The sequence below is a fragment of the Marinobacter nanhaiticus D15-8W genome (genome assembly GCF_036511935.1).
Lineage (GTDB): Bacteria > Pseudomonadota > Gammaproteobacteria > Pseudomonadales > Oleiphilaceae > Marinobacter_A > Marinobacter_A nanhaiticus.
This window is the reverse complement of sequence record NZ_AP028878.1, coordinates 3,887,315-3,908,610: the sequence shown is the minus strand read 5'-3', so window position 1 is coordinate 3,908,610 and position 21,296 is coordinate 3,887,315. Positions and strand designations below refer to the sequence as shown.

The following is a 21,296-nucleotide window of genomic DNA, read 5'->3' as shown; positions in this document are numbered from 1 at the left end:
CAGCAACAAGCGCCTGCCGCGTGCGCTGAGCTAGTGGTGCTCAGGCAGGGTCACGTTCAGTTCGAGTACCGAGCAGTCGTCGTTTCGGTCCAACTCAACCTGCACCATATCGTCATCGATCTGGACATACTTGCGGATCACGGCGACCAGTTCCTGCTGGAGTTGCGGCAGGTAGTCCGGCTGGTCACGCATCCCACGCTCATGGGCTACGATAATCTGCAGCCGCTCCTTGGCCATATTCGCCGTGTTCTTCTTTTTACTCTTGAAGTAATCGAGAAAACTCATGCGGCGTCACCCCTTGAACATGCGTGAGAAAAATCCTTTCTTTTCCGCCGTCAGGAAGCGGTGCTCACGCTCTTCGCCCAGCAGACGGCCCACCGCATCCTCGTAGGCCTGACCGGCATCGCTGTCGTCCTCGAGTATCACCGGCAGACCCTGGTTGGACGCGTTGAGGACGATCTGCGATTCGGGAATGACGCCCAGCAGCGGAATAGCCAGGATCTCCTCGACGTCGCTCACAGAAAGCATCTCGCCACGGTCAACCCGGCCCGGGTTGTACCGGGTCAGCAGCAGGTGTTCCTTGACCGGATCCTGGCCCATTTCCGCGCGGCGGGACTTGCTCTGCAGGATGCCGAGGATTCGGTCGGAATCCCGCACCGAAGAGACTTCCGGGTTGGTGACCACGATCGCCTCGTCGGCATAGTAGAGCGCCATCAGCGCCCCGTGCTCGATACCCGCGGGGGAATCGCAGACGATGTAGTCGAAGGTTTCGGACAACTCGTTCAGCACCTTCTCCACGCCTTCCCGGGTCAGGGCTTCCTTTTCCCGGGTTTGGGAGGCGGGCAGGATGTAGAGGGTTTCGACGCGCTTGTCCTTGATGAGTGCCTGGTTCAGCGTGGCTTCGCCCTGGATCACGTTGACGAAGTCATAGACCACCCGACGCTCGCAATTCATGATCAGGTCCAGATTGCGCAGACCCACGTCGAAGTCGATAACCACGGTCTTGTTGCCGCGACGGGCCAGGCCGGTGCTGATCGAGGCGCTGGTTGTGGTCTTGCCCACACCACCTTTACCTGAGGTAACGACAATGATTCTAGCCAAGGTTGCAGTCCTGTTTGCTGAAAGTGAAAGAGATGATTACACGTGCAATTTTGGCCCTGTCGCCAGGCAAGGCCTTTTACGCTACAGGCATCGCTTCTATGTGCCTCTGATTGCTCAGGCATCTTAAGCAAGCGAATGCCCTGAAATTTTTTTTAGGTCTTGTCGAGTGGTGTTGCCACCAGCAAATCGTCCTTGAGCCGGAGCTGTACCGCTTTCTTCCAGCCTTGCTCCTGCAAATCTTCCGAAATTTTATAGTGTCCCGCAATCGACACAAGCTCTGCTTCGAGGGACTGGCAGAAAACGCGCGCATCCGCCATGCCGTGGACCCCAGCCAGCGCCCGGCCGCGCAGGGGGCCATATACGTGGATGTTGCCGGCCGCGAGTACTTCGGCACCTGCCTGGACCGGCGCCAGGATAATCAGGTCGCCTTCTGGCGCGTAGACCTGCTGGCCCGAGCGCACGGGCTGGGTGACAATCCGAGCCGCCGCTGGGGCCGGGTTCGATGACGAGAGTGCGACATCGGGTGTCTGTACCGGTTCCGGGTGCGTTTCGGGTTCTGGCTCGGCCTCGGTCTTGGGAGCCGGCGCCTCACGCTGGGCTGTCGCCGGGAGCAGGGCGAGTGCGGCATTACGGGCCAGGCGGCGCTGATCATCATCGCCACCACGGACGGCAACCACGTGGATGTTATGGCGGCGGCAGATGCCGATCAGCTGAAAGAAGTCCAACTCGGTGGTCGGGCCTTCGTACTTTTCCAGGCTCACAACCAGCGGAATATCGCGGAAAAAGCCCGGTGCCTGGCGGATCTTGTCGCGCAGGGTTTCCTCGAAGGCGGCAGGCTCAAAGAAGTGCAGTTCCAGGGCGGTCAGGGAGACCGTGGCTCCCTTGAGCTGGAAGCATTGACTGGTCTGCATCGCGTCAGCTTCCGGCATCAGCGTGTTTCTCCATAATCAGTAGGTCTGTCGATTGTTGTCGATTCGTCGACGGCTTCATTGCCGGTTGCCGCGCGGAAAACCAGGGGCCGTCCCTCGAAGCGGACGCCGGACCAGCCGGTACTCATGAATTGCCGAATATTGGCATGTCCAGTGCCGGCTGGGTCATCAATTACGGTATGGTAATGGCGGCCGAAACAGGCGAGGGTTTGCTGCTCGCTCAGCCCGGCGAGTTGGCCCAGGGCCAGGATGCGACAGGAGGCGGTATTCTCGTCCGGTTCGTTAGCGACAGGGCCATTCCGGAAAGCGGTAGGCGTGGCATCAAAAAAGCGGTCTATCAGTGCCAGTGTATCCTCGAAGTCGGACCGGCCGGCGTCCAGCGCAGCCAGGTGAATGCGTAGTGCCTCCTGGAAGCCCATCATGATGGGGTCGGCTTGTTATGGGGTTGCTTTTCCCCAGTCTGGTACTTCTCTTTCCATTCCTCGTAGGGCATGCCGTAGATGATTTCCCTGGCGTCGGCATCGGAAATATCATGGCCCCTTTCTTCTGCTTCCGCCCGGTACCACTTCGAGAGGCAGTTACGGCAGAAACCGGCGAGATTCATCAGGTCGATGTTCTGGACCTCGGTGTGTTCACGCAAGTGCTTGACGAGCCTGCGAAAGGCAGCGGCTTCGATCTCGGTGGTGTCGGCGTTGGGTTCAGCCATGGTGCGAAGGCCTCCTGTTCCTGAATCCTGACATTCTCGGCATGTGACGGTAAGATACAAGTCTGTATAAATATACAGTTACCATGCAGCGCAGCTATTCAGACAGTAAGGGCAGGCAGGTAGTCGGACAATGGCCGATCGGAAAATCATTCATCTGGATTGTGACTGCTTCTACGCCGCGGTGGAAATGCGTGACGATCCTACCCTGCGTAATGTTCCCCTGGCCGTGGGTGGTGCAGGTCCACGCGGTGTCGTGACCACCTGCAACTACCTGGCCCGGGAATATGGCATACGCTCGGCGATGCCGGGCGCCGAAGCAAGGCGGCGCTGCCCGGATCTGGTCACGGTGCCGGTGGATATGCAGCGCTACCGCCGTGTATCGCGCCAGGTCATGGATATCTTTCGCGAACTGACGGATCGCCTTGAGCCGCTGTCCCTGGACGAAGCCTTTCTCGACGTGACCGACGTGAGCGAACACCATGGCAGCGCCACGCTGATGGCGCGCTACCTGCGCCAGAGGGTACATGACGAGGTCGGTATCACCGTGTCTGCCGGTGTCGCGCCCAACAAGTTCCTCGCCAAGATTGCCAGCGACTGGCAGAAGCCCGACGGCCTGTTCGTGATTCGCCCGGAAGACGTGGCCGATTTTGTCATGACACTCCCGGTGGAAAAGCTGTTCGGTGTCGGCAAGGTGACGGCGGGCAAACTCCACGCTATGGGCGCCACGACCTGCGGCGAGCTCCAGGGGTTTACCCAGGATCAGTTGGTCGACCGGTTCGGCCGCCACGGCGCGCGCCTGTTCCATATGGCCCGCGGCGAAGACAATCGACCAGTGGTCATCACCCGGATCGCCAAGTCGGTCTCGGTGGAGCGAACGTTCTCCGAGGATCTGCCCAACCGTGAGGCTTGCTATCGTGTCATGGAAAAGCTGGTGGAGGATCTCGAGCGGCGCCTGGAGCGCAAGGCCGAACGCAAACCAATCCACAAGCTGTTCGTGAAAATCCGCTACAGCGACTTCTCCACCCATACCCTGGAGCGGGTCAGGGAGAATATCGAGGTCCCGGGAGTGGAGGATTTTCAACCTCTGGTGGAGGCCCTGTATACCGACGCCAGTCGGCCGGTTCGCCTGCTGGGGCTGGGGGTGCGTTTCCGCGAAGAGGAAGCGCCGACGCAGCAGCTGCGTCTTTTCGAGTAGAGGGCCAGGGACCCTTAAAACCCGTCTTTCATCGCGCTGGCTTCACGCGAAGATCATAAAGCCGGGCAGGGTGTAGGTTGCGAGCGTGCCCATGCTTCCACCGATTATCGCGCCGGCGGCCACATCGCTGGGGTAGTGCAGTCCCAGTACGACACGGGAAAGGGCCACGCTTACCGTAAAAGGCAGGATGATCAACGCAAGTTCAGGTGCAGTGAAAGCCAGCAACGTGTTGAAGCAGACTGCGTGCAGGGTATGACCGGACGGGAAGCTGTACTGGTCCAGTGGGGGTGTCCCACAGTGGATATCCGGGAAGGAGATGAACGGTCGCTCGCGGATCAGGGTTTTCTTCAGGCCTTTATAGGTCAGGGTGCATACCAGTCCGGTGGCCGCCATCAGCAGTGCCAGGGCGAGGCCGTTCTCCGGCTGCAGGATGGGCAGGGCGAGGATCAGCGCATACCAGAACCAGCCATCACCTAACCGGCTGACCACCCGGAAGTAGGGCAGTACGAAGCGATACCGCAGGTAGCCGTTGATGACCTGGCACAGCAGGAATTCCCGCTGGTCCACCCGTTCAAAGAATCGAGACGCTTTGCTTGCCGGCATGACGGGTCTCCCTGTATTGGAGATTGAACACGATGTTCTCGAACTGCTCGATCAGGCTGGGCCAATGGATATCCAGGGCGTCCAGTCTGGCCTGGCTGCGCAGGTGGCTGACCAGGGATGGTTGATCGGCCAGGCGCAGGGTGGCATCGACAAAGCCGCCGTGATCATCCAGCGGTACCTTGATCCCGTTGGCTTCGCTACGGATGTGCTCGCTGGCGGCGCCGTCATCGAAGGCTACCAACGCCAGGCCGCTGGCCATCGCTTCGGTCACCACATTGCCGAAAGTCTCGGTCTTGCTGGGGAACAGGAACAGGTCGGCAGAAGCGTAGTGGCGGGCTAAATCGTTGCCACGCTGCATGCCGCAGAAGATGTAGTCCTTGTGGCGATCCCGCAGCTTCTTGCCCATGGGGCCATCGCCGACCAGGATGAACTTTGCCCGTGGGTGGATATTGCGCAGCCGCTCGAAAGCGGTCACCGCCAACTGCAGGTTTTTTTCCGCCGCCAAGCGGCCGACGTAGATCACGGCCAGGTCCCTTTCGCCGACACCCCACCCTTCGCGTAAGGCGCGATCACGTTTGCCCGGGGAGAAGCGGTCGCAGTCGACGCCGCGACTCCACACGGAGACCGGCTGGATGCCGAGCCCGTTAAGCCGGCTCTGCATTTTTCGCGTCGGTACAAGCGTGAGTTGGGTGCGGTTATGGAACCAGCGCAGATAGCCGACGATCATCCGCTCCAGGAAGCCGTAGCCGTAATGGCGGCTGTAGCTGTGGAAATTGGTGTGAAAGCCGGAACAGACCGGGATCTGTAGCTTGCGCGCCGCATTGAGCGCCATGAGCCCCAGTGGCCCTTCGGTTGCCACATAGATCACATCCGGACGATTTGCCTTCCAGTCCCTGGCCAGTCGACGGCTGGTCGACAGACCGAACTGCAGGTCGGCGTAGCCGGGAATCGGAAACCCGGGTACTGCGACCATGCGATCGGCCAGACCCTGGACGGCCGCAGTGCCCGCCTCGGAAGCCGGCTTGCGCTGGCCTGGTCGGACCACCGACAAACGATGACCACGCTGACGCAACCCCTCGCACAGTTTGCCGAGGGTGTTCGCCACTCCGTTGATTTCCGGAGGAAAGGTCTCGGTGACGATGGCGATATGCCGTTGACGCTGGATCAAGTGTTCTCCGTCATGACGTCGACCCGGGCAGACTGGATGGTACCGCCAATAGCGGTTAATCTTTGCTGCCTGCGAGTCTGGTTGCGCATATTCGGCGCGAAAGCCTATCAACTCTGGGGTTCACGGGCTTTCGGCTCCTACACCCGCACTATGGAAATGCCAGATGACAGTTAGGCGACAACGCCGTGACAATCCGTTGAACAATGCACCGGTTTTGACCGGATTAAGGTGGAATGACGATGCAGAAGCGCAAATTGGGGCAGACCGATCTTGAGGTAAGTCTGATCTGCCTGGGGACCATGACCTGGGGTGAACAGAACTCCGAAGCCGAAGCGTTCGAACAGCTGGACTACGCTGTCGATGCAGGCATCAATTTCATCGATGCCGCTGAAATGTACCCCGTGCCGCCGCGCGCAGAGACACAGGGCGCCACGGAAACCTGCCTGGGCAACTGGCTCAAGCGCCGAGGCCGCAGGGATGATCTTGTGATCGCCTCCAAGGTGGCCGGACCAGGCAATGGCCTGGGCTACCTGCGTGATGGCCCGCGTCTGACCCGCAAGCACATCCACCAGGCCGTTGACGCTAGCCTGGATCGCCTGCAGACCGACTATATCGATCTGTACCAGGTTCACTGGCCGGACCGCAGCACCAATTTTTTCGGTCAGTTGGGTTATCGACACGATACGGATGAAACCGCGACGCCGATCGAGGAAACGCTGGAGGCCCTCGCCGAACTGGTTGAAGCCGGCAAGGTGCGCCACGTAGGGCTCTCCAACGAAACGCCCTGGGGCACCATGCGTTACCTGCAAGTGGCGAAAGAGCGCGGCTGGCCGCGAATGGTGAGTATTCAGAACCCGTATAACTTACTAAACCGTTCTTTCGAGGTAGGGCTGGCAGAGATTGCCCACCGGGAGCAGGTCGGCCTGTTGGCCTATTCTCCCCTGGCATTTGGCGTGCTCAGCGGCAAGTATCTGGGTGGCAAACGCCCGCAAGGTGCCCGGCTCACGCTGTTCGAGCGCTTCCAGCGTTACAGCAGCGACCAGGTTGAGGCGGCAACCCAGGCGTACGCGGAGCTGGCAGCCCAGCATGGACTGTCGCTCACGCACCTGGCCCTGGCCTATGTAAACAGCCGGGATTTCCTGACCAGCAACATCATCGGCGCCACGACAATGGAGCAACTCCGAGAGAACATCGATTCGGCGCAAGTCACCTTGTCCGAGGACGTGCTGAAAGGCATCGAGGCCATTCACAAGGACTTCACCTACCCCGCGCCCTGATCATGAAGATACGTCGAAAGGACAGCCTCACAGGAAAAGTCCTCTCCGCCGCGGTGCACGCGGTGGAGCGACGGCTGTTCTCAGAGAACTTCAACGTCTCCAACCGCACGCCCTTCGATACGGTCCATGAAGACGGCATCATGAGCGTGCGCCACTATCACCCCCTGGCGGTGGATGAAATCGTCGTGGGCACGGAGCCGATGTCGGTGGCGCCAGAGCGTCACCGGATACCGGTCGTCCTGGTGCCGCCGTTGGCCGCGACGTCGATGATTTTCGATCTCCTGCCGCAACGTTCGGTCGTACGCTACCTCTTGGCCCGTGGCTTTGACGTCTACCTGATCGACTGGGGGGAGGTCACCGCCGATCACAGTAATCTCTCCCTCGAAAACTACGTGCTGGACTGGATGCCCGCGGCCCTGGATGCAGTTCGCCGGGACAGCGGCGAGCAGGATGTTTCGATCTTCGCCTACTGCATGGGTGGGCTGCTGTCACTGATGTACGCAGCAGCCACCCAGGATCGCCATATCCGCAATATGGTAACCGTCGCCAGTCCGGTGGATATGCACCAGATGGGCATTGCCGGCGGCGTGTTGTCTGCAATCTACCGCCCGGCGCAAGTGGTGTCCCAGGCGCTCAATATTTCTTTGCTGGACATGCCGGCGCGCTATTTCCATATCCCGGGCTGGATGAATTCCCTCGCCTTTAAGCTGACTAATCCGGTCGGCAGTCTGGTCAGTTCCCTGGAGTTGCTCGTCAATCTGTAGGACCGGGAGTATGTGAAGGTCCATACCACCATGCAGAAGTGGTTCGACGAAATGGTCGACTACCCGGGTGAGACCATCAAGGGCATGGTCGTGCATATGGCACTGAACAACGACATGGCTCGCGGGCGCCTTCGCCTGGGGGGCGAAAAGGCGACCTTCGATCGGATCGACTGTGCCATCCTGGCGTTCGCCGGCGAGTCGGACCGTATTGTCAGTATCCCGTCGGCACACAAGGTGCTCGATATCGTCGCGTCGCAGGATCGGGAATTTTGCGTGGTGCCGGGCGGCCATGCGGGCGTCTTTGCCGGTGCCGCCGCCCCGGAGAATGCCTGGCGGATCAGCGCGGACTGGCTATCGACCCGGTCGAATTAGGGCCTCTTGAGTGTGAAAGCCGCGACAAGGTAAGGTGCCCGGAACGTTCTCCAAATGCCTGTAACACCCAATCAGTCAGCTTGCAAAACTGTGTTACATACATTGACTGTTTATTGACAAAATAATGATCAATGCCCGGCGAAAATCCGTCGAAATGAGTGTTAAATCACGTTTTGCAAGCTGCCGATCCGTAGACTAATGTCTAAGCAGTTTGGTTGATTCAAAGACATTGGTTACGCCGTTGGGTTCTCTCGGATGATTTTACGCATCTTCATTATTCTTCTAGCGCTGAATTCGCTCGCATTCGTCGTTAAGGCCGATGCTGCCGAGCGCGTGGACATCAGTGATGAAGAATTCTCCGATATCTACGCCCTCCAGGACGCCATGTCCGGCGATTTCGAGCAGGATGATACCGATGCGATCGCCGAACTGGGCTCGCGTATCCTGCGTTGGAGCATTTCCGACTCCGACGATGGCGGCCAGCGTTACGCGTCCGAAGGCGCCCAGCCGGATCATGGTATCGCGCTTATCCAGAACGGGGCCTGCCTGAACCTTAAGTGGAATTTCTGATTTCCCGCCAAGCAGCCCTCTCCGGAACGCTGCTGCAAACCGTTCATATTGGCCTTGCCGCATATCAAAGAATCCCGCTTTATTAGCCTCTGCCGTTGTTCCCCGCATCCTCTCATGTGATTATTTCCTGCCAGAACGTACTCGACAACCTCCGGAAAAACGTTCGATTACAAGGAGTGTCACACCATGGTGGATGGCCCAATCGTCCATGCCCAGATCGAAGCCTGTATTGATGCCATTATCGACCGTGTCGGTCGCGAGATAACGCTCGGCTTGCCCCTGGGGCTGGGCAAGCCGATCCATATCGTCAATGCACTCTATCGACGTGCGCAGCGCGATCGGGACCTGAAGCTGCATATCGTTACAGCAATCTCGCCGTTGGCGCCTAAAGGGTCTTCATCGTTGGAGAGCCGTTTCCTGGGAGAGTTCGTGCAGCGGATGTACGGCAATATTCCTGAGTTGGCTTATGCGCGGGATGTAAAGGAGGGCAAGCTGCCGCCCAATGTGGAAGTTTCGGAGTTCTTCTTCCAGGCGGGGAGCTTTCTCAACAATCGCCAACAGCAGCAAAATTACATTTGCACCAACTACACCCATGCCGTGCGGGATCTGATGGCGTTGGACATCAACGTTATCGCCCAGTTGGTGTCGCCAGAAGATAGCGGCGAAGCCTACAGCCTGAGCTGCAATCCGGATCTGTCCCTGGACCTGATACCGTTGTTGCGCGAGCGTGAGGCCGCGGGTCGCTCGGTCGCCATCGTAGGGGAGGCCAACCGTCAATTGCCTTATCTGGCCAACGATGCCGAAGTGCCGGCCCATGTGTTCGATCTCATCTACGACGTCAAGGCGGACGATTACCCGCTCTTTCCCGTACCCCAGCAAGCAGTGAGCCCGGCGGATCACCTGATCGGCTTCTATGCCAGTGCATTGATCCGTGACGGCGGCACCCTACAGGTCGGTATTGGCTCCCTGGGCGCGGCTGTCGTGTATTCAGCGGTGATGCGGCACAAATACAACGACCAGTACCAGCGGGTATACAAGCATCTGAAGATCGATCAGCGCTTCCCGGTCGTGCAGGCCTGGGGCGGTTACGAGCCGTTTTCCGAAGGGCTCTACGGATGCAGCGAGATGATGGTCGACGGCTTCATGCAGCTGATGAAGGCGGGGATCCTGACCCGCGAGGTCTTTCCACACACGGAGCTACAGAACCTTGTGAACGAAGGGCGGATCGGCACCGAGGTGAGCATCGAGACGCTTGATGTCCTGCGTCAGGCAGAGCTTATCGATTCGCCACTCCGGGCCAGGGACGTCCAATGGCTGCAGCAGTTCGGTATCATTCGCGACGGGGTCGCCTTCAAGGGCGGCCGGCTGGTGGTCAACGAGACGAGCCTGGAGCCGGACCTGGATAACGAGACAGCACGGGAGCAACTGGCCTCTACGGTCTTGGGCGACCGTCTGCAAGGTGGCACCGTGCTCCACGGTGGGTTCTATCTGGGGCCGGCGGAATTCTATGAAGCCTTACGCCAGTTGTCGCCGGAGGATGCGTCCCGTATCTGCATGACCAGTGTGAACTTCATCAACCATCTCTATGACCATCGTTTCGGCGACCAGAAGCTGAAAGTCGCCCAGCGCGCGGAGAGCCGCTTCATCAACTCGGCGATGATGTGCACGCTCGAAGGCGCCGTGGTTTCCGACGGCCTGGAAGACGGCCGGGTGGTCAGTGGCGTCGGCGGTCAATACAATTTTGTGGCTATGGCCCACGAGTTGCCTCGCGCGCGTTCCATCCTGACCTTGCGTGCCACCCGTAACTCCGGTGGCGAAACCAAGTCCAACATCGTCTTCAGTTACGGCCATTGCACCATCCCGCGGCACCTGCGGGACATCGTGATTACCGAGTATGGGATCGCCGATCTACGCGGGCGTTCCGACAAGGACGTCTACCTGGAGCTGATCCGCATCGCCGATTCACGTTTCCAGCCTGAGTTACTGAAGCAGGCCCAGAAAGCTGGCAAGGTGCCGGCCGCGTTCAAGCTCCCGGCCTCCTGGCGTGACAATACGCCAGAATCCGTGACTGCAGCGCTGGATTCGGCGGGAGAGTCCACGGCATTTCCGAAGTTCCCATTTGGCTGCGAGTTCACCGGGGAAGAGCTGACGTTGCTCAAGGCTCTGAACGCGCTCAAGGCGGCGACCCAATCCCGCAAGGGCAAGCTGGTGACGGTCTGGAAGGCCCTGAGGGAAGACCCGGCAGACGACGCTGTCGCGCCCTACCTCAAGCGCATGGGTCTTGAGGCCCCGGACAAATGGCGGGATAAGCTTGATCAGCGTCTGCTCGTCCATGCGCTGCGCAAGCATGGCCCGTAGGGAAGCATAGCCTGTAGAATAGCGGTTCAGGAGCAAGGCGGGACGCGCATCCACCCGGAAGCAACGAAGATCCCGTCGCCATGAATCATCAGGTTGGAGTCACATGCAACGCCCGTCGGTATATACCGTTCACTACCGTCTCAAGAACAAGATCGGCGAAATCGTCGATACTTCAGAAGGTGCCGAACCCCTGCAGTTCCTGTGGGGTTCAGGCAACGTCATCCGTGGCATCGAGGAGGCGGTCAAGGACCGTGGCATCGGCGATTGCCTGGAAGTAACCATTCCTCCGGAAATGGCCTATGGCGAGACCAATCCCGACCTGGTTCGCAAGGTGCCACGCTCGGCGTTTGCCGACGTGGAGGGTCTCAAACCGGGAATGAAGTTCCAGACCAACAGCGGCGAAGAGGCGCAGATCGTGCAGATCGTCGCCATCGACGGCAATGTGGTGAAGGTGGATGCGAACCACCCACTGGCAGGCTTCACCCTCTACTTCGATCTGGAAATCATCGACAAGCGCCCAGCCACCGACGACGAAATGGCTGCCGGACACCCGATGGAGGTTTAAGAACCAAGGCCGAGAGGCGCTGTTGGAAACCCGGACGCTTTCCCGCTCTGGTTCGAGCCCTGATGGATGTCGTTTAGCCCAGCCTGGATCTGATCGTGCAGCGCCTGGGTAACCGCCTGAAGGTCATCGCCGGCCCTTACCAGCACGGGTTCGTGCAAAATGATGTCGACCGAGACTGCCGGCTCGCGCAGCATTCGAATCAGGTGGTGCTCGAATTGGTCGTCTCCGATGAAAGGCGCAAGGTGATCGGGATGATTGTTCCTCCGGTAGCCGATAGTGATCGGCTGGATCGGAATTTCGGCGTCGATGGCTGACGACAGCAAACGGCCGTGGAAAGGCAAAACCGTAATACCCAATGTCGTAGTGCCCTCCGGGAACACCAGTACCGACTGACCGCTGCGAAGCGTGTCGGCGATCTGGTCTCGGGTGGCCCGGGCCTGGCCGCCGCCGCGGCGGATAAAGAGGGTCCCTGCCTGCTCGGCAAGCCAGCCGATGACCGGCCAGGTGCGCACCTCGACCTTCGACAGGAAGCGTAGCGGAAGTACGCCGCCGAGGATGGGAATATCGGACCACGAGATGTGGTTGCTGACCAGCAGCACAGTTCGATCCGGTCTCACGCCCCGGATGTTCACACGGAAGCCCAGGCAGCGATTCGCCAAACCAAAGCAGAAGCAGGCGAAAGGTGTGCGATTCACTTTGCGCCGGGTAACCAGCTCGATCGATGAGATCCCCAGCGCGAGTACCGTGCAGACCAGTAGGGCCAGGCTGAACAGGGCGAGCCGGCTGACCAGCCGGAAGGATTTCATCAGCATGACCCTGGCTCTTCGGCGGGGCGCATGAAATGGCGACTGTAGCGGCTAGCCAGCTTTTTGACTTCCAGTAGGACCAACAGGTCGGCGCAGCGGAATTCGGGGTCCCAACAGGGTTCACCGCAGACTCGGGCGCCGAGTCGCATATAGGCACGAATCAGCGGGGGGATATCCACCGCATGATAGCCCGACGCGTTGGTAATGTGGGGCAGGGCGCGACGAGGGCTGACCCGTTGTGTCCGGTCCGTCATGTAGCGCTGCTGCAGCTGCTGGGTGATACGCCAGGCCTTATGGCCGCCATCGGCCATGCTGATACTCGCGCAGCCGATCATGTAGTCCACATTCTCTCGGACCAGGTATTCGGCTACGGAGGACCATAACAGGCTTATTGTCGCGCCGTTACGGTAGTCGGGGTGCACGCAGGTGCGACCGAGTTCGGCGAGTTGGCCAGGCAACTGGTAGAGGTTCTCCAGTTCGAATTCGCCTTCGGAGTAGAAGCCCCCGGTTTTCTCGGCATCGCGTTGGTGGAGGACGCGAGAGGTGGCGACGAGTTGGCCTGTCTGTACGTCCGTGACGATCAGGTGATCGCAGTGGGCATCGTACGTGTCCTGGTCGATGCCCGGGGTGAGGGCGCCCAGATCTGAATCGTACTCTTCGGAGAAGATGCGATAGCGCAAACGCTGGGCAGCTTCCAGCATAGCCGGATCGCGAGTGATGGACGCCTTGAGTCGACGAGCGGTGCTGACTGAACGGGCGTGTTCTGCAGACATGACAGGTTCTCTTTGTGACTGTTTCCCGTCGAGCCTATGAACCGCGGATGTCAGTTGAATGAACGAAGAGTGACGTCCATGTGACAGCGCTTATCTGTTCGGGCCGTGTCACGTCTTGTTACAGTGCCGCCTTTCCATGTATTTTTCAGAACAGCATGTATAATTGCTGTTACATGGCGTAGCCTGCAGATGAAGTGCTATCTTGATCAGAGGGTTATCTAGTTAGACCGCAATTAAAGTCTGACTAAGTGATCGGGGTGCCGACTGAGTGGAACGCCTTGCTGACCGGACCGGCAGTGGTCGAGACCAGGGGAGCATTGACAACCAGGTCACTGATGTCGCTGACATCACCGATAAGGTGTCATTGATCTTGCTTGGAAAGTGTCATTGGTCTCACTGATAAAGTGTCATTGACCTCACTGATTAAAGAGTCCGGCGGCGCTGAAAGCATTCTTTCACTGAGGCGAGCCACTAAGCGGTTGGCTGTAAACGGAAAAACAAAATCAGAGATGGACGGCGTGGAACAATCAAACGAGAGTTGTAGGGTTCTCATTGTCGAAGATGATGAGCGCCTGGCTGATTTGACTCGGGAATATCTTGAAAGCAACGGACTCACTGTCTCCGTCGAGGAGAACGGAGCACAGGCGGTTGAGCGCATTCGTAGCGAACAGCCGGACATCGTGGTCCTTGATTTGATGCTTCCCGGCGAAGATGGACTGTCAATCTGCCGTCGGGCACGGCCGTTCTATTCCGGTCCGATACTTATGCTGACTGCACGTACCGATGATCTGGATCAGGTTCTCGGCCTGGAGATGGGTGCAGACGATTACATCTCCAAACCGGTACGACCCCGAGTGCTTCTGGCCCGTATCCGCGCGCTGCTGCGTCGCGTGACTGACAGCGGCAAAAGCGAGTCCGAGCCGAAGTCCACGGAAGAACCGGTGCGTCTTGAATTCAACGACCTGGTGGTTGATCGTTCCATGCGTGAAGCATGGCTGAACAACGAGAGCATCGACCTGACCAGTGCAGAATTCGACCTGCTTTGGCTATTGGCCTCAAGCGCCGGTCGGGTCCTGAGTCGTGAGGAGATCTTCACGGCGCTGCGCGGCATCGAATACGATGGACAGGATCGTTCCATTGACGTCCGGGTTTCCCGGATCCGACCCAAGATTGGTGACGATCCGGTTCATCCCAGACGTATCAAAACCGTGCGCAGCAAGGGCTATCTGTTCGTCAAGGAAGCCTGATCAGGGTAGTCGTCTGAGATACCGTAGCGGGTCGAGTCCGTCCGGTGGACGCCGGCCCTGAGTTGCGTCTTCCGGAAAGGCCTTATGCCCCTAGCCCCCTTCCTGAACATGTTTGGCCGTCTCCTATTGGTGGCCGTGATCATCCTCGCCTTGTGCGCGGGTCTCTTTACGGGGCTCAACGCCGTACGCGAGAAGGATTGGAAAGAGCATTATGCTGGCCCGCTGATGGACTGGCTTGCTGTCGCCCCCCACCCGTTAGCCAGCTATCCGTGGCTGGATGCGCTCTATAATCTCAATCTGCTTGCCGGACCCCAGACTGACCTGACCCCGGTCGAGGAAGAGCGCCTCGCCTATGGCCAGGTCGTGGCGAGCAACAGCGGCTTGGGCGTACGCGTCCGGCGGCTGGCGGAGTCTGGCGATGTCCTCGACGCCACCTTTCGTGACCTCTACCGCGACGTGGGCGAGGCGTCCGCCCTGATCGTGCTGACCCACCTGAACCAGTTGTTGCCACAGGATCGCCTGGCGGCCATGGAAAGTCTTGGCGTCGAGCTCGGGCTGGAGGTCCAACCTGTTACGGAGGATATCTCGGCGCCGGAGGCCATGACGCTTGAGCGTCTGGTGGAGCGCGGGCTCGCCTTCGTCCAAAGCGAGTCCTCTGACGCTGCCAGGATCTACATCCGACTTAACGATGGCACCGTGGCGCAGATCCAGTTGCCGGATCCATTCCGGCCCATGGCATGGCCGGTGGTATTGCTGGTGTTTTGCGTGGCTGCGGGTATCGCTGGCGTGTTCCTCTTTCTCCTGCTAAGCGGCGTTGATCGCAACCTGCGTGCGGTGGAGTCGGTTGCCGTGCGCATCGCACGGGGCGAGCTCGAAGCGCGCGTGGATACCCGTCGGGGTGCGCTGGTCCGGCGTTTGGGGAGATCGTTCAACGGCATGGCCGACCAGATACAGCGGCTGGTGGAGGTGCAGCGGGAGATGATCCATGCAGTCTCCCATGAGCTGCGCACGCCGGTGGCCCGCATTCGCTTCGGTGTCCAGATGATCGAGGACAGCCCGGACGAGGCCTCCATGAACAAGCAGCTGGCAGGTATCGACAGCGATATCCAGGAATTGGACGAGCTCATCGACGAGATCCTCACTTACGCGCGGCTGGAGCAGGGCGGACCGATCATGAGTTTCCAGGAAGCCAGCGTGCCGGACATCGTGCGGCAGGTGGTCGAGGAGCAGCAGCGTCTACGTCCCAATATGGGCTTCAAGGCGGAGTTCGTCGGCGACAGCGAGAGCTGGGGATTATCGGATATCGAGCCGCGCTACATCCACCGGGCCCTGCAAAACCTTGTCGGTAATGCTGGGCGCTACGCCTCCGGCCAGATCCGTGTACGCTGCCAGTTCGACGAGCAGACTTGCCGCATTGATGTGGAAGACGACGGCCCGGGCATCCCGGAGGGCGACTGGGAAAAGGTCTTTACCGCCTTCGCTCGACTGGATGACAGCCGGACACGCACCTCCGGCGGCTATGGCCTGGGGCTTTCGATCGTACGTCGCATCCTTTACTGGCACGGTGGTCAGGCTTTCGTAACGCGCAGCCCGGATCTGGGCGGTGCGGCGTTCAGTCTGGTCTGGCCTCGACGTCAGCCTGAAAGCTAAATCACGATCTCTCGTACTGCAAATGGAGTCCGGGCAGGAGGGCGGTTTTCCTGACGGGTACTTATGGCGCGCTTGAGTTTTGAGGGTGTGAACGGGTTCTCGTCATCTCACGTGTTGTAACAAACAACTACAGAAGCTCCACTGAAAACCAGGCTTGTCCCGCTGATAATTAAAAGCGTAAGGGATGACTACTTGAGGTTGTAGTTCTTACGAACTTTCCTTGTTTCATTCGTCATTTTTGAGGGGCCCGCAGTTTGTGGCCCCTTTTTTTATCGTTTTATACCCCACTTTTCCTACGTCCTCTCGAAGGCGATCAGGTGATCAGCCTCGACTCTCACCGGCACCTGCTCACCCAGCCTGAAATCCAGGTGACTGCGGAACAGCGCCTCGAATTCCGTTTCCGCAGAGAGGCGAAAGCGATAGAGCGTCGATGTGCCAGCGAAGGTCTTCTCAATGACTTTTGGTCGGAGTTCGGACTGCGCGTCGAACACGATGTCGTCAGGACGGATCAGGACATCGACCAGCGTGCCTGCCGGCCAGGGGTAGGCGCGGTTGCCGCGGATCACGCCAAGCTCGCATTCGATACTATCGGGACCCATCGTCCTGCCCTTGACGAAGCCTCCCTGGCCGACGAAGCCGGCGACGAAGCGATTGGCGGGCTCGTGGTAGAGGTTGTAGGGCACGTCCCATTGTTGGATATGCCCGTCTTGTAATACGGCCACCTGGTCACACATGGCGAAAGCTTCCTGCTGGTCGTGGGTGACCAGGATGGCGCTCATCCCCAGGGTTTTCAGTATATCGCGCACATCCAGGCTGAGACGGCGGCGGAGATCTGCGTCCAGGTTGGAGAAGGGTTCGTCCAACAGGATCAGCGTAGGTTCGGGAGCAAGTGCGCGTGCCAGCGCCACCCGTTGTTGCTGCCCGCCTGACAGGGCGTGTGGATGTTGATCGGCAAGGTCCTGCAGGTGGACCAGTTCCAGAAGTTGGGTCACCTTGAGTTGGCGCTCCTCCCGGTCCATGTGCCGGAGGCCGAAAGCCACATTCTCCGCAACGGTCAGGTGAGGGAACAGGGCATAGTCCTGAAAGACCATGCCAATACGGCGTTTCTCCGGGGGGACCGCTTTTCCGGGCACGCTGATCGGGTGCCCCGCCAGGTGGATCTGTCCGTGCTGCAACGGCAGGAAGCCGGCGACGGCCCTGAGAATCGTACTCTTGCCGCACCCGCTCGGCCCGAGCAGGCAGCCGATATCGCCTTCTCCGAGGGCGAAGTTGATATCGCTGACTACCGTGGTGTCGCCGTAGCCACAAGCGAGGTCTTTCACTTCAAGCAGCCAGTTTGCGGGTGCGGAGGTCTCCTTATCCTCGACCATGTCAGGCACCCAGGATCAGGAATTCCAGCAGTGCTTTCTGAGCATGCAGGCGATTTTCCGCCTCATCCCAGACGACGGCGCTCTTATGGTCGAGCATGTCCTCAGAGATTTCCTCGCCCCGGTGGGCCGGCAGACAGTGCATGAAGATCGCATCCGGATCCGCCATTGCCATGAGTCTGGGGTTGACCTGGTAGGGTGCGAAGTTCCGCGCCCTGATTGCCTGCTCGTCTTCCTGGCCCATTGAGGCCCAGACGTCGGTTGCCACCAGGTGGGCGCCTCGAACGGCCTCTTCAGGTTCGCGAATTACGGTGACGCGTTCGGCATTTTCGGCTAACAGCTTCGCATCGGGTTCATAACCTTCCGGGCATGCAATGCGTAGATCGAAGCCGAATTGTTCGGCCGCATTAATGTACGAGGCGCACATGTTGTTGCCGTCGCCGACCCAGGTCACTGTCGCGCCACGAATGCTGCCCCGACGCTCGCGATAGGCCTGCATGTCCGCCAACAGCTGGCAGGGATGGAACTGATCCGTCAGGGCATTGATGACCGGCACGCGGGAGGTGCTCGCAAAGCGCTCGATCTTTTCGTGCTCGAAAGTGCGGATCATCACCGCATCGACCATGCTCGAGATAACGCGGGAAGAATCTTCGATGGGCTCGCCGCGCCCCAGTTGGGTATCGTTGGGTGACAGGAAAAGTGCGGCGCCTCCCAGTTGGGTCATGCCGGCCTCGAAGGAAACGCGGGTGCGGGTCGATGCTTTCTCGAAGATCATGGCCAGCACCCGGTTCTTCAGGGAGTCCCTGGTTTCGCCAGAGCGCCAGCTTTTCTTCAGGGCGATTGCATTGTCGATTACCTGGTCCAGTTCAGCCGGGGAAAAATCCAACAACGTAAGGAAATGTCTGGCAGCCATGCGGTCGTTCCGTATCTGTTTATCGAAAAAGGAGGGTTCAGGGAGTCTGTGAGCCTTTCGGCCCCTCATTAGAGCGGGGGCTTTGGCGATCATCGGCGGCGTAAAGTCGAAGGATGCGAATCAACTGGTCCACCATGGTATCCGCTTCCTCGTCGGTGAGGGTCAGGGGCGGCAAAAGGCGGATGACCCGCTCGGCAGTCACGTTGAGTAGCAATCCCTGCGTCTTGGCCAGCGGTACCAGCTCAGCGCAGGGGGAGGTCAATTCAACGCCAATCATCAGGCCTATACCGCGAATCGAGCGGACATAATCCGCGCCTGCAAAAGCCTGCTCCAGCCGGCTGCGGATGCGGTCGCCCACTTCACGGGCGCGAGCCATCAACTGGTCTTTCTCCAGGGTGTCGATCACGGCGCTGGCAGCAGCGCAGGCAAGGGCATTACCGCCGAAGGTGGAGCCGTGATGGCCCGGTTGGAAAGTGCGCGCCGCTTCTCCACGCGCCAGGCAGGCGCCGATGGGAAAACCGTTGCCCAGTCCTTTGGCAGTAGTCACCACGTCGGGTGTGACGCCGAAGGTCTGGTAAGCGAAATAATTGCCGGTGCGGCCGTTGCCGGTCTGTACCTCATCCAGCATCATCAGCCAGCCCTGATGATCGCAGATCTCTCGGACACCCTGCAGCCATGAAGGGTCGGCGACCTGCAGGCCGCCTTCACCCTGGATCGGTTCCAGCAGAACCGCGACGATGTTGGGGTTTGACCGGGCAATGGCGCTGACGGCGTCCAGATCGTTATACGGGGCGCGGACAAAGCCGCTGACCAGAGGCTCGAAGCCGGCCTGTACCTTGCGGTTGCCGGTCGCGGTGAGTGTTGCCAGGGTCCGGCCGTGGAACGACCGGTCCATCACCAGCACCGCCGGCGAGTGGATGCCGCGATTGTGGCCGTAAAGGCGGGCGAGCTTGAGTGCGGCTTCGTTGGCCTCGGCGCCGGAATTGGCGAAGAATACGCCGTCCATGCCGGAAATATCGCAGAGCTTACGGGCCAGGGACTGCTGGATGCCGGTGTGGAACAGGTTGGAGCAATGCATCAGGCGTGCAGCCTGATCCGCGATGGCCTGGGTTATGGCGGGGTGTGCGTGCCCCAGACCACTTACCGCGATGCCGCAGAACGTATCGAAATAGCGGTTGCCATCAGTATCGTAGAGCCAGGGTCCCCGACCGTGATCAAAGACGATCGGCAGTCGCCCGTATGTGTTCAGCAGCGGCAGGTCCGCCATGATTTCTCCCCGTCAGGGTCTCCGGTAAAAGCCCCGCTGACACAGGTGATGATAGGCTCAGGGAAATAGGAAACACCGGCAAGCGGATATAAGTCCGCACCGGTAAGATGAGCGTTGGAAACTGGTCAGTGAGCCTGCTGCAAAAGCAGGCCTGACATAGTATCGGTAAATGCTGATATTGACAATGCGACCAATGGCGCCATGAAGTGCAGTGCCTGGAGCCGTAGGTGGCGCGCTTAAATGCTTCGGAGTCGGTCAGTGCGGTGGGTGGCCAAGTTAGCACAACGGCAGTGATAGCAAGGGAGGTAGCGAGGTCATCGTGGCGTATGACCCCGTGGCCGAATGGCCAGTATTCGGGCGTCTGTGTACAATGGAATTCATAACTTTAGTTTCCATAACTCCAGCCGCTACAGTTTCGGCCGCAACAACTTCCGCAACATGCGACAGTCCGGCCGTCGTGCCGGCGCAAAGATGAGGTAGATTTCTCTATGGATATTAATGAGACCATCAAAAGCCAGCTTCAGGACAATCCGATTATCCTGTACATGAAGGGTTCCCCCCAACAGCCCCAGTGTGGTTTCTCCGCCCGCACCGTGCAGGCGCTGATGGCGTGCGGCGAGCGATTTGCCTACGTCAACATCCTGGACAATCAGGAGCTGCGCGAGGCCCTCAAGGTGTACTCCAACTGGCCGACTTATCCGCAGCTCTACATCAATGGCGAGTTGGTCGGAGGCTGCGATATTGTTCTGGAAATGTCGGAAAACGGTGAGCTGGCCGAAATGGTCAAAGCCGCTGCTGCCAAGAGTGAGGACACTGAGAGCTGATCAGTCTCCCGAGCGTGGAGTGAACCTGAGCTCCACCTGGAAACGAAATCCCTGCTCCCGTGCCGATTCCGGCGGACGGGGGTAGGGGCTGGCCGCCAGGGCGCTCTGTCTGGCGGCCTGATCCAGGGTCGGCTTTCCCGAACTTTCAATCGTATCCACCCGCCGCAACGCCCCGTTTTCCATTAAATGTAATTCAAGTCGTACCGTCCGCATCTGGTTTAGGTCGTGAATTGACCGAACCGGGCGGCTGTCCAGCTCGTCACTGATGTACTGCCAGAGCAGTGTAATGTATGGATCCTGTTCGACGATTCTTTCGGCAATCTGGGCGCGTGGCTCTTCGGATTTGGGGGCAGGAGTATCGACCGGTGAGCCACTAACGCGTTGCGTGCTTGCCGCAGCCATCGGGCTGGGTGCGCTTTGGGGGGCGGGTTCCGGCGACGGGCTTGTCGTGGCCGCGTTTTTTGCGAGGTCTGACGTTTGGTCCTGCGACTTCGCCGGCTGGACGCGAGAGGGGCTTTCGCTTGGCGCAGGTTCGGCTGTTCGGATGACCCGGGGAGTTTTCGACAATGCAGCCGCGGATGCGCTGGAAGCTTCGGCCGATACCTGTTTGGATGCGCTGCTGTTACGGCTCTGGCGGCTTGCCGCGCTATCGTCTTCGCTGTTGGCAAGCAGTGAGAAGCGAACGGTGGAAGCCTCGGGTTCGGGCTGAAGGACCCAATTGTGAAGGACGGCCGCGAGGATTAGTATGTGCAGCAGGAAGGCAATCGACAGCGTCAGAATCAGGCGATAGGTCGATTGGCCATTCTGGTGACCGGGCAACGGCATGTGGCTCCTGCATCAG

23 protein-coding genes are annotated in these 21,296 nt (G+C 59.5%); 10 read left to right on the top strand and 13 right to left on the bottom strand.

The genetic code is table 11. From position 1 onward, the window contains the following. Positions 1–30 precede the first annotated feature (30 nt). The 5 genes from minE to RE428_RS17525 all read right to left on the bottom strand — a co-directional run bounded on the left by minE (position 31) and on the right by RE428_RS17525 (position 2,736). A complete protein-coding gene (minE, locus tag RE428_RS17545; RefSeq protein ID WP_004583240.1) occupies positions 31–285 on the bottom strand; it encodes a cell division topological specificity factor MinE in 255 nt (84 codons plus the stop codon). A 6-nt stretch (positions 286–291) separates the two neighbouring features. Then, positions 292–1,101: a septum site-determining protein MinD gene (gene minD / locus RE428_RS17540; RefSeq protein WP_004583239.1), complete on the bottom strand. Its 810-nt coding sequence runs from the start codon at positions 1,099–1,101 to the stop codon at positions 292–294. 152 nt (positions 1,102–1,253) lie between these two features. Next, positions 1,254–2,030: a septum site-determining protein MinC gene (gene minC / locus RE428_RS17535; protein ID WP_004583238.1), complete on the bottom strand. Its 777-nt coding sequence runs from the start codon at positions 2,028–2,030 to the stop codon at positions 1,254–1,256. Continuing rightward, a complete protein-coding gene (locus tag RE428_RS17530; RefSeq protein ID WP_004583237.1) occupies positions 2,030–2,452 on the bottom strand; it encodes a HopJ type III effector protein in 423 nt (140 codons plus the stop codon). The genes minC and RE428_RS17530 overlap by 1 nt, the downstream gene beginning before the upstream one ends. Then, a complete protein-coding gene (locus RE428_RS17525; protein WP_004583236.1) occupies positions 2,449–2,736 on the bottom strand; it encodes a DUF1244 domain-containing protein in 288 nt (95 codons plus the stop codon). The genes RE428_RS17530 and RE428_RS17525 overlap by 4 nt, the downstream gene beginning before the upstream one ends. A 130-nt stretch (positions 2,737–2,866) precedes the next feature. Here RE428_RS17525 and dinB point away from each other — a divergent pair, with 130 nt between their 5' ends. Then, positions 2,867–3,931: a DNA polymerase IV gene (gene dinB / locus RE428_RS17520; RefSeq protein WP_004583235.1), complete on the top strand. Its 1,065-nt coding sequence runs from the start codon at positions 2,867–2,869 to the stop codon at positions 3,929–3,931. 42 nt (positions 3,932–3,973) lie between these two features. On the opposite strand, the gene RE428_RS17515 is transcribed toward dinB, so the two are convergent. Together RE428_RS17515 and RE428_RS17510 are read right to left on the bottom strand one after the other, a co-directional pair. After that, positions 3,974–4,534 (bottom strand): phosphatase PAP2 family protein, encoded by a 561-nt coding sequence (locus RE428_RS17515; protein WP_004583234.1) that lies wholly within the window; start codon positions 4,532–4,534, stop codon positions 3,974–3,976. Next, on the bottom strand, positions 4,503–5,702 hold the full coding sequence (locus RE428_RS17510; protein WP_004583233.1) for a glycosyltransferase family 4 protein: 1,200 nt from the start codon (positions 5,700–5,702) through the stop codon (positions 4,503–4,505). Before RE428_RS17510 ends, RE428_RS17515 begins: the two co-directional genes overlap by 32 nt. 239 nt (positions 5,703–5,941) lie before the next feature. On the opposite strand from RE428_RS17510, the gene RE428_RS17505 reads away from it, so the two are divergent. From RE428_RS17505 to RE428_RS17480, 6 genes are all read left to right on the top strand, one after another. Then, positions 5,942–6,979 carry an NADP(H)-dependent aldo-keto reductase gene (locus tag RE428_RS17505; protein ID WP_004583232.1) on the top strand — a complete coding sequence of 346 codons (1,038 nt, stop codon included), beginning with the start codon at positions 5,942–5,944 and terminating at the stop codon, positions 6,977–6,979. Positions 6,980–6,981: 2 nt separating this feature from the next. Next, positions 6,982–7,743, top strand: coding sequence for an alpha/beta fold hydrolase (locus tag RE428_RS17500; protein ID WP_205624685.1), 762 nt, complete (start codon positions 6,982–6,984; stop codon positions 7,741–7,743). A gap of 12 nt (positions 7,744–7,755) precedes the next feature. Then, positions 7,756–8,115 carry a hypothetical protein gene (locus RE428_RS17495; protein ID WP_205624684.1) on the top strand — a complete coding sequence of 120 codons (360 nt, stop codon included), beginning with the start codon at positions 7,756–7,758 and terminating at the stop codon, positions 8,113–8,115. A gap of 255 nt (positions 8,116–8,370) precedes the next feature. Continuing rightward, entirely contained in the window at positions 8,371–8,685 is a 315-nt protein-coding gene (locus tag RE428_RS17490) for a hypothetical protein (protein WP_004583231.1), read from the top strand. A gap of 186 nt (positions 8,686–8,871) precedes the next feature. Beyond that, complete coding sequence (locus RE428_RS17485) at positions 8,872–11,043, top strand: acetyl-CoA hydrolase/transferase C-terminal domain-containing protein (RefSeq protein ID WP_004583230.1); 2,172 nt, start codon at positions 8,872–8,874, stop codon at positions 11,041–11,043. Positions 11,044–11,146: 103 nt separating this feature from the next. After that, positions 11,147–11,608 carry an FKBP-type peptidyl-prolyl cis-trans isomerase gene (locus RE428_RS17480; protein WP_004583229.1) on the top strand — a complete coding sequence of 154 codons (462 nt, stop codon included), beginning with the start codon at positions 11,147–11,149 and terminating at the stop codon, positions 11,606–11,608. Here RE428_RS17480 and RE428_RS17475 read toward each other — a convergent pair. Both RE428_RS17475 and RE428_RS17470 read right to left on the bottom strand, forming a co-directional pair. After that, entirely contained in the window at positions 11,605–12,420 is an 816-nt protein-coding gene (locus tag RE428_RS17475) for a lysophospholipid acyltransferase family protein (RefSeq protein WP_004583228.1), read from the bottom strand. The genes RE428_RS17480 and RE428_RS17475 overlap by 4 nt on opposite strands. Beyond that, positions 12,414–13,187, bottom strand: a complete 774-nt coding sequence (locus RE428_RS17470; RefSeq protein WP_004583227.1) for a GNAT family N-acetyltransferase — start codon at positions 13,185–13,187, stop codon at positions 12,414–12,416. The genes RE428_RS17475 and RE428_RS17470 overlap by 7 nt, the downstream gene beginning before the upstream one ends. Before the next feature lie 509 nt (positions 13,188–13,696). Here RE428_RS17470 and RE428_RS17465 point away from each other — a divergent pair. Both RE428_RS17465 and RE428_RS17460 read left to right on the top strand, forming a co-directional pair. After that, a complete protein-coding gene (locus RE428_RS17465; protein WP_040883805.1) occupies positions 13,697–14,434 on the top strand; it encodes a response regulator in 738 nt (245 codons plus the stop codon). Positions 14,435–14,518: 84 nt separating this feature from the next. Further along, the gene (locus RE428_RS17460) at positions 14,519–16,084 is read left to right on the top strand and encodes an ATP-binding protein (RefSeq protein ID WP_004583225.1); all 1,566 of its coding nucleotides are present in this window, start codon (positions 14,519–14,521) and stop codon (positions 16,082–16,084) included. A 293-nt stretch (positions 16,085–16,377) separates the two neighbouring features. On the opposite strand, the gene RE428_RS17455 is transcribed toward RE428_RS17460, so the two are convergent. From RE428_RS17455 to RE428_RS17445, 3 genes are read right to left on the bottom strand one after another with little or no spacing between them, the layout of a single operon-like run. Continuing rightward, positions 16,378–17,454, bottom strand: coding sequence for an ABC transporter ATP-binding protein (locus tag RE428_RS17455; RefSeq protein ID WP_040883804.1), 1,077 nt, complete (start codon positions 17,452–17,454; stop codon positions 16,378–16,380). Between the two features lies 1 nt (position 17,455). Beyond that, a complete protein-coding gene (gene argF, locus RE428_RS17450; protein WP_004583223.1) occupies positions 17,456–18,364 on the bottom strand; it encodes an ornithine carbamoyltransferase in 909 nt (302 codons plus the stop codon). 37 nt (positions 18,365–18,401) lie between these two features. Beyond that, on the bottom strand, positions 18,402–19,631 hold the full coding sequence (locus tag RE428_RS17445; RefSeq protein ID WP_004583222.1) for an aspartate aminotransferase family protein: 1,230 nt from the start codon (positions 19,629–19,631) through the stop codon (positions 18,402–18,404). A 488-nt stretch (positions 19,632–20,119) separates the two neighbouring features. Here RE428_RS17445 and grxD point away from each other — a divergent pair, with 488 nt between their 5' ends. Further along, a complete protein-coding gene (gene grxD, locus RE428_RS17440; RefSeq protein ID WP_004583221.1) occupies positions 20,120–20,455 on the top strand; it encodes a Grx4 family monothiol glutaredoxin in 336 nt (111 codons plus the stop codon). Here grxD and RE428_RS17435 read toward each other — a convergent pair whose 3' ends face one another. Continuing rightward, positions 20,456–21,280 (bottom strand): energy transducer TonB family protein, encoded by an 825-nt coding sequence (locus RE428_RS17435; protein WP_004583220.1) that lies wholly within the window; start codon positions 21,278–21,280, stop codon positions 20,456–20,458. It abuts the gene before it with no gap. Positions 21,281–21,296 lie beyond the last annotated feature (16 nt).

Coding starts and splice junctions, on each gene's coding strand:
- minE (WP_004583240.1), bottom strand. CDS start 285: ATGAGTTTTCTCGATTACTTCAAGAGTAAAAAGAAGAACACGGCGAAT.
- RE428_RS17485 (WP_004583230.1), top strand. CDS start 8,872: ATGGTGGATGGCCCAATCGTCCATGCCCAGATCGAAGCCTGTATTGAT.
- RE428_RS17480 (WP_004583229.1), top strand. CDS start 11,147: ATGCAACGCCCGTCGGTATATACCGTTCACTACCGTCTCAAGAACAAG.
- RE428_RS17470 (WP_004583227.1), bottom strand. CDS start 13,187: ATGTCTGCAGAACACGCCCGTTCAGTCAGCACCGCTCGTCGACTCAAG.
- RE428_RS17465 (WP_040883805.1), top strand. CDS start 13,697: ATGGACGGCGTGGAACAATCAAACGAGAGTTGTAGGGTTCTCATTGTC.
- RE428_RS17500 (WP_205624685.1), top strand. CDS start 6,982: ATGAAGATACGTCGAAAGGACAGCCTCACAGGAAAAGTCCTCTCCGCC.
- RE428_RS17455 (WP_040883804.1), bottom strand. CDS start 17,454: ATGGTCGAGGATAAGGAGACCTCCGCACCCGCAAACTGGCTGCTTGAA.
- argF (WP_004583223.1), bottom strand. CDS start 18,364: ATGGCTGCCAGACATTTCCTTACGTTGTTGGATTTTTCCCCGGCTGAA.
- RE428_RS17460 (WP_004583225.1), top strand. CDS start 14,519: ATGCCCCTAGCCCCCTTCCTGAACATGTTTGGCCGTCTCCTATTGGTG.
- RE428_RS17435 (WP_004583220.1), bottom strand. CDS start 21,280: ATGCCGTTGCCCGGTCACCAGAATGGCCAATCGACCTATCGCCTGATT.
- RE428_RS17525 (WP_004583236.1), bottom strand. CDS start 2,736: ATGGCTGAACCCAACGCCGACACCACCGAGATCGAAGCCGCTGCCTTT.
- RE428_RS17530 (WP_004583237.1), bottom strand. CDS start 2,452: ATGATGGGCTTCCAGGAGGCACTACGCATTCACCTGGCTGCGCTGGAC.
- minC (WP_004583238.1), bottom strand. CDS start 2,030: ATGCCGGAAGCTGACGCGATGCAGACCAGTCAATGCTTCCAGCTCAAG.
- RE428_RS17490 (WP_004583231.1), top strand. CDS start 8,371: ATGATTTTACGCATCTTCATTATTCTTCTAGCGCTGAATTCGCTCGCA.
- RE428_RS17505 (WP_004583232.1), top strand. CDS start 5,942: ATGCAGAAGCGCAAATTGGGGCAGACCGATCTTGAGGTAAGTCTGATC.
- dinB (WP_004583235.1), top strand. CDS start 2,867: ATGGCCGATCGGAAAATCATTCATCTGGATTGTGACTGCTTCTACGCC.
- RE428_RS17445 (WP_004583222.1), bottom strand. CDS start 19,631: ATGGCGGACCTGCCGCTGCTGAACACATACGGGCGACTGCCGATCGTC.
- RE428_RS17475 (WP_004583228.1), bottom strand. CDS start 12,420: ATGCTGATGAAATCCTTCCGGCTGGTCAGCCGGCTCGCCCTGTTCAGC.
- RE428_RS17515 (WP_004583234.1), bottom strand. CDS start 4,534: ATGCCGGCAAGCAAAGCGTCTCGATTCTTTGAACGGGTGGACCAGCGG.
- grxD (WP_004583221.1), top strand. CDS start 20,120: ATGGATATTAATGAGACCATCAAAAGCCAGCTTCAGGACAATCCGATT.